The sequence below is a fragment of the Aggregatibacter kilianii genome, from assembly GCF_003130255.1.
In the GTDB taxonomy this organism is placed as follows: Bacteria; Pseudomonadota; Gammaproteobacteria; order Enterobacterales; family Pasteurellaceae; genus Aggregatibacter; species Aggregatibacter kilianii.
The window spans coordinates 1,330,748-1,345,972 of the sequence record NZ_NRCN01000001.1 but is presented as its reverse complement, the minus strand read 5'-3'; the positions used below and the strand labels follow the sequence as shown (position 1 = coordinate 1,345,972).

The window sequence follows — 15,225 nt, the reverse complement described above, 5'->3', positions numbered from 1 at the left end:
TTAACCTTCCTTCTCGATTTTATCTAAGGCTGCGCGCAATAACGAACCATATTCATTTTTACCCGGACAAACGAAGGTGCAGAGTGCTAAATCTTCTTCATCTAATTCCAAGCAGCCCAACGCCTGAGCGCTGTCTGTATCGCCCGCACTTAAATCACGTAATAATAAGGTTGGAATAATATCTAACGGCACAACACGCTCATACGCACCAATCGGTACCATAGCACGTTCGCCACCGTTAACTGCGGTAGTCATATTGAATAATTTTTTCGCAAAATGACCTAAGGTCGTACGAGAAATAGAGAATTTATTGGAACCTAATGTAATCCAACCTAAAAATTCTTTTTCGCGACCTTCTTCTAGAACGGACACTTGCAATGCATAACGACCTAAATAATCTACCGGACCTACAGCTTTCATACCACTTAATACGGAACCGGAAATCACACGGTTTTCACCATCTTTTAGTTCATTCGCTGTTAATTGGGAAAGATTTGCCCCCAAACGGGTACACACCAAACGAGGATTTTTAACTTGTGGACCGCCAATTGCGACAACGCGTTCAACACTCAATTCTCCGGTAGTAAATAATCGACCGATAGCAATTACATCCTGATAATTAACATACCAAACGGTTTTGCCAATCCCTACAGGATCGATAAAGTGAATATGGGTCCCGCTTAATCCTGCCGGATGAGGACCTGAAAATTCATTAATCACCACATTACTCGCATGAGATGCCGGGATCTTATTTTCAGGCGCCTTACACAAATGAATATTTCCTTCATGTAAACGACTTAATACGGTTAAACCATTGACGAAATCTTTCTCATATTCGGAAATAATCACCGCAGGATCCGCCGCCAATGGATTGGTATCCATGGCATTTACAAAAATGGAAGAAGGTACGCCGTCTACAGCGGGAACCTTGCTGAACGGACGGGTACGAAATGCCGTCCATAAACCGGACTCTTGTAAATTTTTACGAACCTGCTCTGATGTTAAAGAACTTAACTCGTTGGCAGCATACTTAGTGAAAGAAATGGATTCATCTCCTTCAATACGAATTACCACCGATTGCAACACACGCTTCTCACCGCGGTGAATTGCCGTGATAGTGCCACTCGCAGGTGCGGTAAAGACAACGCCAGGGTTCTTTTTATCTTCAAAAAGCACCTGACCTTTTTTCACCACATCACCTTCGCGAACCTTCATAGAAGGGCGCATTCCCACATACTCTTCACCAAGCAAAGCAACTTCGGTAACGGTGTTTCCGTCACGGATTACCTGCTCCGGTTTTCCTGCAATAGGAAGATCCAAGCCTTTTTTAATCGTAATCATACTGTTTGCACTACTTTTGTTAGATTAAAAATACAGCAATAACCCAATGGCTATTACCTCGTCTTGAGTGATGGTTGTTGAAATGACTAAGAGGAACTAAGGCAGAAACCACAAACGCCCCAAATAATCACTCTCCAACCAATTAAAATAAAACTCAAATTCTGTTTTTTTACTTTTTTAGAGCGAAATCAAAGAAAATCTAACGCCCATAAAAAAAGGTTAAAATATTGCTAAAATAAACGCCCTATTTTAACCAAATAATAACCTTCACGCCACTTTGAAAACGGCTTGTTTGCTTATTTTTCTTGAAAAACCACAGATTCTTTGCAAAAGATCAATTTTTGATTTTTTCACAACTAATCACAAAGAGGTAATCACTGACCAACACCAAGACAATTTGGTGATTTAGGAAAACTCTGCCCTAACGCCAACCATTCTTCTTTGGTATATAGGTGCAATGCCAACGCGTGAATACCGTTTTGCAAATCTTGCGCTAAAAATTGATAGATTTTGCGATGACGTGCAACTTTACTCATCCCCTCAAACACATCACTGACAATCACCACTTTAAAGTGTGAACTGTCGCCACGCCCTGAACTATGCATATGGCTTTCGTTCTCAACAGCCATAAAGTGCGGTCGAAATTCCAACGATAAGCGCGTTTCCAACTCTTGCTGTTTTGACATATTAATCACTCCTAAAATCAATTATTAAGCAGCAAATACTATACAATCCACTATAAGTTTGTAAGAATAGTCTCATTCTGTTCAAACTCATCGAGGATACTATGAAATTTAATGTTAAGACTCTAGCTATCAGCTCTATTTTGCTTTCCGGCGTATTATTAACCGGCTGTCAAAGCGAACCGAATACACTTAGTTTTACACCGGCAACACCGCAAGCCACCATGAATGTTAATCAATCTGCCGTCGTTTTCGTTAGCACGCGCGATATGCGTCAAGCACCTGAAATTTCCAGCTACGTGGCTGACGGTAAAGTAGTTAAATTATCTGCTACACCAAGCGTAACCGAATTATTCCAACAGGTTGAACAACAAAACCTCATCAGTAAAGGCTTCCGTATCGGCATGCCAAACAACTCCAACGCGGCAGTAACTGTGGATGTACAAGAATTCTTTGCCAAAGTAAATCAAGGCAATTTACGTTACGACATCGATAGCAAAATTCAATTGGCGATTCATGTTCAAGGTCGCCGTGGCCAATTTACCAAAAATATCAAGGCCACCCACAACCACTCCGGCGCCTTCTCTGCAAGAAATGCCGAGATTCAAAAAGTGTTAGGTGAAACCTTTAACGAAGTGGTCCAATCTATTTACAAAGACCAAGAAATCACTAATGCAATTAACCAATTTGCAAATTAAAAAATGCCGTTAAAAATGACCGCACTTTACCGATTTAAAGTGCGGTAAAAGTACCCTGTATTTTTAATCAATTGGCTTAACAGATAAAAATTACGCACAAATCCCCACCAAGATTTATGCGTAATTTTTTTATTTATTTTATCACTAATTATACCGGACGTTAAAAAGACGAAAGCCGCTAATTACTTAGCGGCTCTCTAGAATTTGGCTCCTCCTGCTGGACTTGAACCAGCGACATATGGATTAACAGTCCACCGTTCTACCGACTGAACTAAGGAGGAATAGTGGTGCCTCGAGGCGGAATCGAACCACCGACACGGGGATTTTCAATCCCCTGCTCTACCGACTGAGCTATCGAGGCAACTCGTCAGTGGTGCGTATTAAACGTTTTTTTCGATTTCAAGTCAACATCTATTTTTAAAAAATCCGAAATAATTGACTTGTTTGCACATTTAACAAGCGAAACGTATATAAATGCTACATTTATCGAGAATTTTTTATTTCCTATATAAAAAAACAAAGCCCGCTCAACATCCGTCAAGCGGGCAATTAATCTCACGAAAGATCTGGATTAACGTCTTACGCGATAGCTCTTTTGTGCCTTATCCACTTTCACCAGATAATTACGAGCCTGCGCAGACGGATGGCTAGTAGTCAATATGCGATAAACCTGCTCAGGATACAGTTGATTAATTTGCATAATCGCTACATCTTTATCGTCATTGAATACCCGTAACACGGCACCTGCACCACTGTTATAGGCTGAAATCATCGCAAAGCGTTTTGATGTCGGATTGCTGATACCATCTAAATATTTATTTTGTAACAACCATAAATAAGCTGCCCCGGCATCAATATTTTTCTCCGGATCAAATAAATAACTCTTGCTCGGCTGACCACTTAACCCTTTCATTTGGAAAATATCACGTCCTGCGGTATGCGGTACCACTTGCATTAAGCCCATGGCGTTAGCGTAACTAATTGCATACGGGTTAAAGCTGGATTCGGTTTGCATAATCCCGAGGATCAAACTCTCATCCAAGCCATAACGTCGAGCCACTTTACGTACAATCGGAATATATTTTTGTGCACGCACTTCCACATGGTTGGCAATCATTGGAATAACCACAAATTGCACTTGATTACCGTTCGCTAAACGGCGGGTTTGTAATTTATTCTGAATTAAATAAGTGGCAAAATTGCTGGCCGTAAATTGATTGGCAATTGAACCGCCTAAATTATCAATGACCTGCCCAACCAAGAATGGACGATTACTAATCGGCACATCACCGGAAGCAAATAAATCGATTCCATTAGCATCAGAGCCCATTAACAATGTGTGCACGATAGAATTATGCAATCGATTCAAATCCGCTTGCGTTTCAATGGTAATCAAACCTTCGTCAAAACTCACATGGCTACGGGTGTAATATTGATCGGTATATTTCACATAGTCTTTACGACTTGCTACCAATAATTCGTTTACCCCCCAAATGCGGTCAATATTATTCGCAAATTGCCCGGTTAAAATATCCAAGCCGCGCGTATCTTTCGAAAAGGCCTCGTCATAATCTAATCCCTTGTGATGAGAACTTCCGCCACCACAAGCATACAAAAACGGAATTAACGCCAGAATTAAATACTTCTTCATCTTACTTCGCTTCAGGTGGGGTATAGCCTTCAATATGAACATCTTTGCCTTCAAACAGGAAACTTACCATTTCTTGCTCTAACAATTTACGATGCTCTACGTTCATCATGTTTAATTTTTTCTCGTTAACCAACATGGTTTGTTTTTTCATCCATTCGCCCCACGCTTGTTTACTAATGGAATCGAAAATACGTTTACCCAATTCGCCCGGATATAATTGAAAATCCAAGCCTTCCGCTTCTTGTTTTAAACGTTCACAAAATACCATTCTTGCCATAACGATTCCTTACATACTGAGTTAACAAATTCTTCACCGGCGTGGCGAGGCCGATGGGATCGGGATTTTGCGGATCATACCAATATTTGACCGCACTTAATAGCGCGGATTGATATTGATTTTGCTTTTCAGCCACTTTTTTCCAATCGGAACGATCCACATCCTCGGGATTTGTTTGATCGTCAAATCGGGCATAAATCGGATAAATATCCAAATGAAAATGACTGAATGTATGGCGAAATGCCGTCCACTCTTGATATTGCTGAATTCCGTTTGATACCAGATACGCCAATAATTCCTCTTTATCGGCAAATTGCGGAAAACAATATAACCCGCCCCACAAACCGGCATTTTCCCTCTGTTCCAACGCGACTTTACCGTCTTTTTCCAATAGCAAAAAATAACTTTCCCGCTCCGGCAACGCTTTCTTCGGTTTTTTCCCCGGATACACCTGCCAATTTTGTTCGGCATTCGCTCGGCAATTTGACTGCAATGGACAAAGACCACACTTCGGTTTGGAACGGGTGCACACCATCGCGCCAAGATCCATCATTGCCTGATTAAAATCCGCCACCTGAGCATTCGGCGTTACCTCGCCCGTCAGCTGCCATAGGCGATCTTCCGTTTTCTTCTCCCCCGGCCAACCGTTCACCGCAAAATAACGGGACAGCACCCGCTTCACGTTGCCGTCCAAAATGGCATAAGGTGCATTTAAACAAGAAGACAAAATTGCACCTGCCGTGCTTCGCCCCACGCCGGGCAAAGCCAACACCTGTTCAAATTCTGTCGGAAATTTGCCACAGTATTGATCACGCATCACTTGTGCCGCTTTATGTAAATTGCGCGCCCGTGCGTAATAACCTAAGCCCGTCCATAAATGCAGCACTTCGTCTAACGGCGCATCGGCAAGTGCGGTCAAATTCGGGAACGTTTTCACAAATCGCTCAAAATAAGGAATTACCGTCGCTACTTGCGTTTGCTGCAACATAACTTCCGACAACCAAACGCCATATAAAGTTTTATTTTGTTGCCAAGGTAAATGCTTACGCCCAAACTTGTCATACCAAGTCAGTACAGCCTGCGCAAAAGGCGCATTTAGAGTTGATTGTGCCAGCATAACTTCCTAATAATTCAATAAAAGTGCGGTCGATTTTTGTTACGTTTTTTCCAAAATCCCGCCAAATCAAAATCGCCAAAGTTTAACACAAAGCCATCAGCTTGTTGATTCCTTGCCGGCAAAATTGCCAAGGGTACGGAAACAGCCTATAATCAGCCGCTACTTTTAAGTACATTCTATTTTCCGTTATCCCATAAATCACAAAATTTCATGTTAGAAAAACAATCTCAAGAACAGATTCCAACGACCTTTGCCGATCAAAAACGTAAAACCGTCGAATCTGCCGAATTTACCGCCGATGGTCGTTATAAAAGAAAAGTACGCAGTTTTGTGCTACGCACAGGTCGTTTAAGCGATTATCAAAAAAACGCTATGAACCAAAACTGGGCAACATTAGGTTTGGATTATCAACCACACCCGTTTGATTTCAAAAGTATTTATGGAAACGATAATCCCGTTATTTTGGAAATCGGCTTCGGTATGGGCAGTTCCCTTGTGGAGATGGCGGCACAAAATCCCGACAAAAATTACCTAGGTATTGAAGTACATACGCCGGGCGTCGGTGCCTGTATTGCTTACGCGGTGGAAAAAGGCGTGACGAACCTGCGCGTGATTTGTCACGATGCCACCGAAATTCTACGTGACAGCATTGCCGACCAAAGCCTTGGCGGTTTGCAACTATTCTTTCCGGATCCGTGGCACAAAGCCAGACATCACAAACGTCGTATTGTGCAGCCGCACTTTATTGACAGTCTATTGAACAAATTACACGCGGGAGCCTTCATTCACATGGCGACCGATTGGCAAGATTACGCCGAACATATGTTGGAAGTGTTACAGCAATATCCGCAGTTGCGTAACACGTCTGCCAACAACGACTATATTCCACGTCCTGATTTTCGTCCGTTAACCAAGTTTGAACAACGCGGTCATCGCCTAGGACACGGCGTGTGGGATTTATATTTCATCAAACCTTAACAAAAGGAAACTCATCATGGCTATCAAACGTAACCAAAGACAACGCAAAAAAATGCACCTTGCCGAATTCCAAGAATTAGGCTTTTTAGTGAAATGGCAATTCGCCGAAGGCACGTCCGTTGAACAAATCGACAATACCGTTGACCGCTTCATCGCCGAAGTTATTAAACCTAACGGATTGGCCTACGAAGGCAGCGGCTATTTACACTGGGAAGGCTTGGTTTGCTTAGAAAAAATCGGCAAATGTGATGCCAACCATCAAGAATTGGTGAAAAATTGGTTAAGCCAAAATGGCTTGCAACAAATTGAAATCAGCGAATTATTTGATATTTGGTGGGAATACCCGGCCGGCGCATAATTCAAAGATGCTTTTCAATATGTTGTAAAAAAAGGGCGTATGTGATTATACGCCCTTAAAAAACATTGCTAAAAACGACCGCACTTTATGGTTTTCAAATCAAAGTGCGGTCTTTTTTTTAATCCACATTCCCGCTTAAGAAACCACCGCTTTGGTGTTGCCATAATTTGGCATAGAGACCATTTTGTGCGAGTAATTCGGCATGCGTGCCTTGCTCCACGATTTGTCCGTGATCCAACACAATCAGACGATCCATCGCGGCAATCGTGGATAAACGATGAGCGATGGCGATAACGGTTTTGTTTTCCATCATTTTATCCAAACTTTCTTGAATCGCCGCTTCCACTTCGGAATCCAACGCACTGGTGGCTTCGTCCAATAACAAAATCGGCGCATCTTTTAACATCACGCGGGCGATGGCGATACGTTGGCGTTGTCCGCCGGAGAGTTTCACGCCACGTTCACCAACGTGTGCATCATACCCTTTGCGTCCCTGCGCATCGCTTAAAAACGGAATAAAATCCGCCGCTTCGGCACGTTCAGCAGCATCAAACATTTCCTGCTCGGTGGCACTTGGTCTGCCGTACACGATGTTATCACGCACGGAACGGTGCAATAACGACGTATCTTGCGTCACCAAGCCGATTTGACTGCGCAGGCTTTCCTGTTGCACGTCCATGATATTTTGCCCGTCAATGGTGATAGTGCCTTGCTGCGCTTCATAAAAGCGTAAAAGCAAATTCACAATCGTGGATTTACCCGCACCGGAACGCCCAATCAACCCCACTTTTTCACCCGGTTTAATGGTTAAATTGAAATGGCTCAACAAAGGTTTTGCCGGATCATAGGCAAAACTTAGGTCGTTAAATTTAATCTCTCCACGCGTGACATTTAACGGTGGGCAATTGGGTTTATCCAAAATGGTCTGTGGCTTGGTCAGCGTATTCATACCGTCATTTACCGTACCGATATTTTCAAACAAGCGTGCCGATTCCCACATAATCCAGCGCGATAAGCCATGAACACGCAACGCCATTGCGGTGGACGTGGCAATAGCACCGACACCGACCAGCCCTTGTTGCCATAGCAGAACACCGATGATCGCCGTACTTAAAATCAGCACGACATTATTGATGTAGGTTAAGCTGTCTAGCGAGGTTGCCAAACGCATTTGGGCGTGTACCGTGACCATAAATTCTTCCATGGAACGTTTGGCGTAACCTGCTTCACGAGCACCATGAGAAAACAATTTTACGGTGGCAATATTGGAATAGGCATCGGTGATTCGCCCCGTCATTAATGAACGGGCATCTGCCTGACGCTGAGCCGTTTTGGAAAGACGGGGAATTAACAAACGCAAAATGGTGATAAACAGCACAATCCAAACGAAGAAAGGCACGAGGAACCAACTATCCAATGATGCCAACACTAAGCCTGACGTCACAAAATACACCACCACATAAACCAACATATCGGCGATCGTCAGTACCGTATCGCGCACCGCTAAAGCTGTCTGCATGACTTTGGCAGACACCCGTCCGGCAAATTCGTCTTGGTAAAAACTTAAACTTTGCCCCAACATCAGACGATGGAAATTCCAACGCAGGCGCATTGGGAACACACCTTGTAAGGTTTGCAGACGCACGGAGGAGGCTAAAAACAACCAAATAATGCTGAAGACTAACAAGCCCCCCATTCCCATGAGTAAATGTCCTTTTTCCTGCCATAAGGTTGTCGGTGTATAAGCTCCCAACCAATCCACCAACAAGCCCATAAATTGGAACAACATAGCTTCCATCACGCCGTTGCCAATCGTCAGTACCGCTAACAGCAAAATCCAACCTTTCATGCCCTCGATGCTCGACCAAATAAAGCGGAACAAACCGTTTTCCGGCGTTTTCGGCGATTGATCGGGATAGGGGTTCAAGCGATTCTCAAACCAACTAAAAATTTTATTTAACATCACGTCTTTCCTTAAAAACAAAAGGCAACTTAGCTGTTGCCCTAAATGGACGCATTATAGCGTAAAACCTCAACATCGCCTAAACCTGTTCGGCTTTTCGATATTGGCTTGGACTAACGCCGTATAGTGCTTTAAAGGCTTTGCTGAAATGCGCCTCTGATTGATAGCCGACATCCAACGCCACCGACAACACGCTTTTTTGTGTTTTATTTAATAATAACGCGGCTTCTTGCAAGCGTAACTGGGTTAAAAATTTGCCCGGCGCCATGCCGATTTTTTGTTGAAATACCCGCATAAAATTCGCCCGCGACATCGCTGCCAGTTCTGCCAATGCGTCCATATTCCACGCTTGCTGCGGCGCATTAAATAACTGTTGTAGCACCTTGCCCAAGCGCTTATCTTGAAAAGCCGCCAATAATCCGCAATGAAGTAAATTTTCCTGCAATCCATGGCGTAAAATATAAATAAACAACACAGTAACCAAAGCATCAATCAGCGATTTTGCTCCCTGTTGATGGTTATCGGCTTCCTGTTGCATTAATTGAACGACCGATTGCACAGGCGTGCCGTTAAGCGACAAATGCAAATATTCCGGCAAGGCATCAATTAGCAAGGAAGGTTTGCTGTAATAAAACAAACCGCAGAACATTTTCAAATCTGCCGAATTCTGTCCGATGCTATACACTTTAAACAACGTAGAAGCGTTGTCTTGTTGTTGCGGTACATTATTTTCCGACAAGTTTTGGGCCTGCCCGGCGATTAAGTGCGGTCGATTTTGCGGAAGAAAAAATATATCGCCCGCCTGCAAATGAATTTGTCGTTCACCTAACGTGAGCCAGCATTCTCCTTGTTCAATCAAGTGAAATGCGCCCACATATTGGTTTTCGGTGATATTCGGTTGAATTTGCCACTGCCCTTGAAACAGGCAGCGAATGTTCACTTCACCGCTTACCTGCGCCAGCTGAATGAGTTTATCTAAACAGTCCATAATGAGATTTTATGCATAAAAGTTAAGACGAATTGGCAAGTATGATACAAGAATTTGTTTATAATTTGTCTCGAAATTTAAACCTATCCCCCAACTTATTAAGGAGAAAAATCATGTTTGCAGATTGGAAAAATGATGTTGCCCACGTAAAAAAATCTTTCGGCGAATTGGGTAAAAAATATCCGAAAATGTTACAAGCTTACGGCGCACTAGGCGCGGCCGCTGCAGAAGGCAATGTGTTAGATGCCAAAACCCGTGAATTAATCGCGCTTGCTGTGGCTGTTACTACCCGTTGTGAAAGCTGTATCGGCGTGCACGCTGCAGATGCGGTAAAAGCCGGTGCAACTGAAGAAGAAGTGGCTGCCGCATTAGCTATGTCTATCGCGTTAAACGCAGGCGCAGCTTATACTTATTCCCTTCGCGCGTTAGAAGCTTATAACGAGCAAAAATAATACGCCTAACTTTAGTTAGGACTAGAAAACATAATCGGCATCTTCCTGATGCCGATTTTTTTTGGAAAAAATACCGCCAAAACCCACCGCACTTTTCCGGAAGATTTAAGAAAACAGATTCAACGCCTTCATCTGTTCCACCACCTGCGCCACCTCAATTTGCGCCATCAAATGTTTTCCCTTTAACTTCGTTGCCCAAGGCAACTGCGCAGACGGTTTGCCAAATTCTTTTTGCACATTTTTTTCATACACCGACACCACATTGGCAAGATTCCGATAAGGACCGGTACGCAACGGGTTGTGGTAAGCATATAAACCGATAACCGGCGTGCCTTGCGTCGTTGCAATATGTGCAGGGCCGGAATCCGGTGAAAGCACCAAATCCACCTGCCGGATTAATGCCGTAAGCTGTGGAAGCGTTAACTTGCCTGCGGCATTGGTTGGAGCAAAGTCACACAACCCCTGAATTTGCTCAATCATCGCCAGTTCACGCGGCGCGGGTGAGCTGCACAAAATCACGTTGACATTATGTTGGTGGGCAATATTGGCTACTTCCGCATAACGTTCCACTAACCAGTCTTTTTCGGGCTTACTGGAACAAGGGGAAATCAGCAAATTCTTACGGGTTGGATCAATATATTGGCGCGCCGTGATCAAATCATCCTCCGCTACCGGTAAATCCCATTGCGGTTCCGTGCAAGGCACACCCAAATAGTCCACAAACGCCATAAAGCCGTCTAACACATGAGGATTGCTCGGGTCTTGAATCTTGCGATGTGTAAACAACCACTGCCCTTCGCGCGCCCGCTGTTTACCGAAACCGATACGATATTTCGCCTTAATACCCAGGGATAAAATTGACGCACGAAATGCCGTTTGCATATTTAATAACGCATCAAATCGACGATCTTTCAACTGTCGCCACAACTGACACAACCCACGCCAGCCGCTTTTTTTGTCATACACCACAAACTCCACCCCCGACACATGACGAAACAACTGCGCCTCCGTCTTTCCGATAACCCATGTTATTTGGGTGCTTGGCCAATAACGCTGAATCTGTTGCACCGCCGCCAACGCGTGGCAAACATCGCCAATGGCGGACAAACGTAAAATACAAAGGGATTGCGGAGGTTGGGTGAAAAGCGGCATAGATCTCTCGTTGATGTTGAATTTGGGAATTGCGTTATTTTAAAGTAGAATGCGCCCATCCGCTATCTCATTTTCAAGGTCGCAAAATGCTTGAATATCAACTTAAAAACGACTTTTTTCTCTTTAATTTTGAACACCCGGAACCCCATCAGGAAGACTTTTTTAACGCCGATTTTTGGCGCCGACAAAACCGCATTTTAGGATCGGCGCAAGGGCGCGGCACCACATGGTTTTTACAAACGGCGGATCTCTTCGGTGTAAACACCGCTCTGCGTCATTATTACCGTGGTGGCTTATGGGGCAAGTTCAACAAAGATCGTTACCGTTTTCAGCAGCTAAAAAGCACCCGTAGCATTTCCGAATTTAATCTGTTAAATCAATTACATCAGGCCGGCCTACCGGTACCAAAACCCATTGGGGCTCGGGTTCGCAAAGGCAACTTGGGATTCTGTTATCAAGCAGATTTGCTGAGCGAAAAAATCGAAAATGCCCAAGATCTGACCGCACTTTTGCAGACACAACGTCTTACCGCCGACCAATGGCGACAAATCGGCGGATTAATCCGTCAATTACACGATTTACAAATTTGCCACACCGATCTCAACGCACACAACATTTTGTGCCAACAACTGGAAGGCGGGACAAAATTTTGGCTCATTGATTTTGATAAGTGCGGTGAAAAATCGGGAAGTTTTTGGAAGGAAAGCAATTTGCAACGATTACAGCGTTCCTTTAACAAAGAAGTGGAACGTATGCACATTCAATTTGACGGGCAGCATTGGCAGCACTTGATGGAAGGTTATGCAAGCTGATAAATGAAAGTGCGGTGGATTTCTGCGATAAAAAACACCTAAAAAAAACACCGCACTTTTATAACTAATGACCAACAATCGCCGCGTCAACCGCTACTTTTTCGCCGTTATCAAACATCAATGTCAACGGAAAACGTTCCCCTGCGCGCAACGCCTTGGCGGAGTCAAACACCATAATATGCAAACCGCCCGGTTTTAATTGCACCTTACCTTTGGCGGGAATTTCAATGCCGGTGGTTGTGATCATTTTGCCGTTTTGCGTGCCGTGCAATACCAAATTCGCCGGCTGGCTACTATGCACCATCGCAAGATTAACCGCTTGGTTGTCGCTGTTATGAAGCTCCATAAAAATCGCGCTCGGTTCACCCGCCTGCTGGGTCGCAATAATGGTTGGATTCGTCACACTGACTTTTGCCATCACACCAAAAGGCAAAAGTGCGGTCATAAAAAATAACGTTTTGCAAATGCGTTGCATCGTTTTCTCCTTTTTCGCTTTATTGATTTCGTCGGCATTGCCGATTGCCTTTAAAATATAACAGAAAAATGCTATATTACCGCCTACTTTTTCGTATTCTTTTTATTCAATTCTCGTAAAACCTCAATGGCAAATTACTACGATATTACCCTTGCGCTCGCCGGTGTATGCCAAGCAGCAAAACTCGTGCAACAACTTGCATTAAACGGCGATGCTGATCAAGCGGCGTTGGAAACCAGTCTGAAGAGCTTACTCCAAACCGCACCGAACACCACATTGGATGTTTTTGGCGGTGATGTGCGTCATCTGAAATTGGGCTTAACCACACTTTGCGAACAACTCAACGGCAGCGAACCGGAACTAAGCCGTTATTGGTTAAGCCTTTTAGCATTAGCGGGGAAATTGAATAAAACGCCACAAGCCAAGCAGGAACTGGCCCGTCGCATTCAATATTTGCCAACGCAGTTGGAACATTACCAGCTGCTGGACGAACAAATGCTGTCTAATTTTGCCGGTATTTATGTGGATGTCATCAGTCCGTTAGGCCGCCGCATCCAAGTCACCGGAGCCACTCAATATTTACAACAGTTAAGCACACAAAACCGCATTCGTGCGGCCTTACTGGCCGGCATTCGTTCCGCCGTTTTGTGGCAACAAGTGGGCGGCACCAAATGGCAAGTGTTGTTTTTCCGTAGCAAAATCGCCGCCATGGCACAACAAATTCTTTCTTCTCTTTAATATGGAGCTTTAATTTATGCAACTGAGCGCATTAACCGCACTTTCCCCGATTGATGGTCGTTATCAAGACAAAACCGCCCGTTTACGTCATATTTTCAGCGAATTCGGATTATTAAAATTCCGCGTCACGGTGGAAGTTCGTTGGTTACAAAAATTGGCAGCGACCGCACAAATCACTGAAGTTCCTTCTTTGTCAAAAGAAGCAAACGATTACCTTAACCAAATTGTCGCTAATTTTGCTATTGAAGATGCCGAGCGCATTAAAGAAATTGAAAGAACGACCAACCACGATGTGAAAGCAGTGGAATATTTCCTTAAAGAAAAAAGCGCAGCATTGCCTGAATTGGCGGCAATCAGCGAATTTATTCACTTTGCCTGTACCTCTGAAGACATCAACAACCTTTCCCACGCCTTAATGTTAAACACCGCGCGTGAAGAAGTGTTATTACCGGAATGGCAAAATTTAATCGAAAAAATCACCGCACTTGCCGAGCAATATAAAACCATTCCATTGCTTTCCCGCACGCACGGTCAACCGGCATCGCCAACCACCGTGGGCAAAGAAATGGCCAACGTGGTGTATCGTTTAAGACGCCAATATAAACAATTACAACACATTGATATTCTTGGCAAAATCAATGGCGCAGTCGGCAACTATAACGCCCATTTATCCGCTTACCCGAATATTGATTGGCATACCTTCAGCGAAGAATTCGTGACGTCTTTGGGCATTACATGGAACCCGTACACCACCCAAATCGAACCGCATGATTACATCGCCGAATTGTTCGATTGCGTAGCGCGTTTTAACACTATCGTGATCGACTTCGACCGCGACTTGTGGGGTTACATCGCGTTAAATCACTTCAAACAACGTACCATCGCCGGAGAGATCGGCTCCTCCACCATGCCGCACAAAGTCAACCCGATCGACTTCGAAAACTCCGAAGGCAACCTCGGTTTAGCAAACGCCGTGATGGCACACTTAGGCAGCAAATTACCGATTTCCCGCTGGCAGCGCGATTTAACCGATTCCACCGTGTTGCGCAACCTTGGCGTGGGTCTAGGCTATTGCTTAATCGCCTATGCAGCGACCCAAAAAGGCATCAGCAAATTAGAAGTGAACGAAGCTCATTTGCGCGAAGAATTGGATCAAAACTGGGAAGTGCTCGCCGAACCAATTCAAACCGTGATGCGTCGTTACGGCATTGAAAAACCGTACGAAAAACTAAAAGAACTCACCCGCGGCAAACGCGTCGATGCTAAAGCGATGTTTGATTTTATTGAGAAATTAGACATTCCGGCAGAAGAAAAAGCACGCTTGCAACAACTCACCCCGGAAAGCTATATCGGTGCCGCAGTACAGTTAGTAGAAAAACTATAACGTATAAAAAACGGTCGTATCAAATACGACCGTTTTCTTTTTTATTCTTTCTCTCCCCCAAATTCACTGAAAAAATCTACCGCACTTTCTACCTTAAAAACCCAATTTTAATATTGAGAATAATTTGCGTTTATGAGAATATTCTCTTAGAATAAACG

At 44.0% G+C, this 15,225-nt stretch carries 16 protein-coding genes and 2 tRNA genes; 7 read left to right on the top strand and 11 right to left on the bottom strand.

Features of this window, described 5'->3' with window-relative positions; translation table 11 throughout:
* The gene (locus DK428_RS06380) at positions 1-1,341 is read right to left on the bottom strand and encodes a Na(+)-translocating NADH-quinone reductase subunit A (RefSeq protein WP_109064517.1); all 1,341 of its coding nucleotides are present in this window, start codon (positions 1,339-1,341) and stop codon (positions 1-3) included.
* Between the two features lie 374 nt (positions 1,342-1,715).
* Complete coding sequence (locus DK428_RS06375; protein ID WP_109064518.1) at positions 1,716-2,027, bottom strand: BolA family protein; 312 nt, start codon at positions 2,025-2,027, stop codon at positions 1,716-1,718.
* Positions 2,028-2,128: 101 nt separating this feature from the next.
* On the opposite strand from DK428_RS06375, the gene DK428_RS06370 reads away from it, so the two are divergent.
* Complete coding sequence (locus DK428_RS06370; RefSeq protein WP_109064519.1) at positions 2,129-2,722, top strand: YajG family lipoprotein; 594 nt, start codon at positions 2,129-2,131, stop codon at positions 2,720-2,722.
* Positions 2,723-2,927: 205 nt separating this feature from the next.
* Here DK428_RS06370 and DK428_RS06365 read toward each other — a convergent pair.
* From DK428_RS06365 to mutY, 5 genes are all read right to left on the bottom strand, one after another.
* Positions 2,928-3,003, bottom strand: a tRNA-Asn gene (locus DK428_RS06365).
* A 4-nt stretch (positions 3,004-3,007) separates the two neighbouring features.
* Positions 3,008-3,083, bottom strand: a tRNA-Phe gene (locus DK428_RS06360).
* A 210-nt stretch (positions 3,084-3,293) separates the two neighbouring features.
* Positions 3,294-4,373 (bottom strand): membrane-bound lytic murein transglycosylase MltC, encoded by a 1,080-nt coding sequence (gene mltC / locus DK428_RS06355; protein ID WP_109064520.1) that lies wholly within the window; start codon positions 4,371-4,373, stop codon positions 3,294-3,296.
* Position 4,374: 1 nt separating this feature from the next.
* A complete protein-coding gene (locus DK428_RS06350; protein ID WP_005702246.1) occupies positions 4,375-4,650 on the bottom strand; it encodes an oxidative damage protection protein in 276 nt (91 codons plus the stop codon).
* Complete coding sequence (gene mutY / locus DK428_RS06345; protein ID WP_109064521.1) at positions 4,628-5,767, bottom strand: A/G-specific adenine glycosylase; 1,140 nt, start codon at positions 5,765-5,767, stop codon at positions 4,628-4,630. The genes DK428_RS06350 and mutY overlap by 23 nt, the downstream gene beginning before the upstream one ends.
* Positions 5,768-5,977: 210 nt before the next feature.
* Here mutY and trmB point away from each other — a divergent pair, with 210 nt between their 5' ends.
* Both trmB and DK428_RS06335 read left to right on the top strand, forming a co-directional pair.
* Positions 5,978-6,745, top strand: coding sequence for a tRNA (guanosine(46)-N7)-methyltransferase TrmB (gene trmB, locus DK428_RS06340; RefSeq protein ID WP_083014533.1), 768 nt, complete (start codon positions 5,978-5,980; stop codon positions 6,743-6,745).
* 16 nt (positions 6,746-6,761) lie between these two features.
* A complete protein-coding gene (locus tag DK428_RS06335; RefSeq protein ID WP_050692562.1) occupies positions 6,762-7,103 on the top strand; it encodes a YggL family protein in 342 nt (113 codons plus the stop codon).
* A 118-nt stretch (positions 7,104-7,221) separates the two neighbouring features.
* Here DK428_RS06335 and DK428_RS06330 read toward each other — a convergent pair whose 3' ends face one another.
* The gene (locus tag DK428_RS06330; RefSeq protein ID WP_109064522.1) at positions 7,222-9,066 is read right to left on the bottom strand and encodes an ABC transporter ATP-binding protein; all 1,845 of its coding nucleotides are present in this window, start codon (positions 9,064-9,066) and stop codon (positions 7,222-7,224) included.
* Positions 9,067-9,145: 79 nt separating this feature from the next.
* Positions 9,146-10,054: a cupin domain-containing protein gene (locus tag DK428_RS06325; protein ID WP_109064523.1), complete on the bottom strand. Its 909-nt coding sequence runs from the start codon at positions 10,052-10,054 to the stop codon at positions 9,146-9,148.
* Between the two features lie 113 nt (positions 10,055-10,167).
* Between DK428_RS06325 and DK428_RS06320 the strand changes: the two genes are divergently transcribed.
* Positions 10,168-10,506, top strand: a complete 339-nt coding sequence (locus DK428_RS06320; RefSeq protein ID WP_005702240.1) for a carboxymuconolactone decarboxylase family protein — start codon at positions 10,168-10,170, stop codon at positions 10,504-10,506.
* A gap of 105 nt (positions 10,507-10,611) precedes the next feature.
* Here DK428_RS06320 and DK428_RS06315 read toward each other — a convergent pair whose 3' ends face one another.
* On the bottom strand, positions 10,612-11,658 hold the full coding sequence (locus DK428_RS06315; protein WP_109064524.1) for a glycosyltransferase family 9 protein: 1,047 nt from the start codon (positions 11,656-11,658) through the stop codon (positions 10,612-10,614).
* Between the two features lie 86 nt (positions 11,659-11,744).
* On the opposite strand from DK428_RS06315, the gene DK428_RS06310 reads away from it, so the two are divergent.
* Entirely contained in the window at positions 11,745-12,470 is a 726-nt protein-coding gene (locus DK428_RS06310; protein ID WP_109064525.1) for a 3-deoxy-D-manno-octulosonic acid kinase, read from the top strand.
* A 64-nt stretch (positions 12,471-12,534) separates the two neighbouring features.
* Here the strand turns inward: DK428_RS06310 and DK428_RS06305 are convergent, their stop codons facing one another.
* On the bottom strand, positions 12,535-12,945 hold the full coding sequence (locus tag DK428_RS06305) for a copper chaperone PCu(A)C (protein WP_050332646.1): 411 nt from the start codon (positions 12,943-12,945) through the stop codon (positions 12,535-12,537).
* A 126-nt stretch (positions 12,946-13,071) separates the two neighbouring features.
* Between DK428_RS06305 and hflD the strand changes: the two genes are divergently transcribed.
* Complete coding sequence (gene hflD / locus DK428_RS06300; protein WP_109064526.1) at positions 13,072-13,683, top strand: high frequency lysogenization protein HflD; 612 nt, start codon at positions 13,072-13,074, stop codon at positions 13,681-13,683.
* Between the two features lie 16 nt (positions 13,684-13,699).
* Complete coding sequence (gene purB, locus DK428_RS06295; RefSeq protein WP_109064527.1) at positions 13,700-15,067, top strand: adenylosuccinate lyase; 1,368 nt, start codon at positions 13,700-13,702, stop codon at positions 15,065-15,067.
* The last annotated feature ends 158 nt before the right edge of the window (positions 15,068-15,225 follow it).

Excerpts from the sequence above, each read along its gene's own strand:
- mutY (WP_109064521.1), bottom strand. The coding sequence starts at position 5,767 with ATGCTGGCACAATCAACTCTAAATGCGCCTTTTGCGCAGGCTGTACTG.
- DK428_RS06370 (WP_109064519.1), top strand. The coding sequence starts at position 2,129 with ATGAAATTTAATGTTAAGACTCTAGCTATCAGCTCTATTTTGCTTTCC.
- DK428_RS06335 (WP_050692562.1), top strand. The coding sequence starts at position 6,762 with ATGGCTATCAAACGTAACCAAAGACAACGCAAAAAAATGCACCTTGCC.
- hflD (WP_109064526.1), top strand. The coding sequence starts at position 13,072 with ATGGCAAATTACTACGATATTACCCTTGCGCTCGCCGGTGTATGCCAA.
- DK428_RS06310 (WP_109064525.1), top strand. The coding sequence starts at position 11,745 with ATGCTTGAATATCAACTTAAAAACGACTTTTTTCTCTTTAATTTTGAA.
- purB (WP_109064527.1), top strand. The coding sequence starts at position 13,700 with ATGCAACTGAGCGCATTAACCGCACTTTCCCCGATTGATGGTCGTTAT.
- DK428_RS06350 (WP_005702246.1), bottom strand. The coding sequence starts at position 4,650 with ATGGCAAGAATGGTATTTTGTGAACGTTTAAAACAAGAAGCGGAAGGC.
- DK428_RS06305 (WP_050332646.1), bottom strand. The coding sequence starts at position 12,945 with ATGCAACGCATTTGCAAAACGTTATTTTTTATGACCGCACTTTTGCCT.
- DK428_RS06330 (WP_109064522.1), bottom strand. The coding sequence starts at position 9,066 with ATGTTAAATAAAATTTTTAGTTGGTTTGAGAATCGCTTGAACCCCTAT.
- trmB (WP_083014533.1), top strand. The coding sequence starts at position 5,978 with ATGTTAGAAAAACAATCTCAAGAACAGATTCCAACGACCTTTGCCGAT.
- DK428_RS06325 (WP_109064523.1), bottom strand. The coding sequence starts at position 10,054 with ATGGACTGTTTAGATAAACTCATTCAGCTGGCGCAGGTAAGCGGTGAA.
- mltC (WP_109064520.1), bottom strand. The coding sequence starts at position 4,373 with ATGAAGAAGTATTTAATTCTGGCGTTAATTCCGTTTTTGTATGCTTGT.
- DK428_RS06320 (WP_005702240.1), top strand. The coding sequence starts at position 10,168 with ATGTTTGCAGATTGGAAAAATGATGTTGCCCACGTAAAAAAATCTTTC.
- DK428_RS06375 (WP_109064518.1), bottom strand. The coding sequence starts at position 2,027 with ATGTCAAAACAGCAAGAGTTGGAAACGCGCTTATCGTTGGAATTTCGA.
- DK428_RS06380 (WP_109064517.1), bottom strand. The coding sequence starts at position 1,341 with ATGATTACGATTAAAAAAGGCTTGGATCTTCCTATTGCAGGAAAACCG.
- DK428_RS06315 (WP_109064524.1), bottom strand. The coding sequence starts at position 11,658 with ATGCCGCTTTTCACCCAACCTCCGCAATCCCTTTGTATTTTACGTTTG.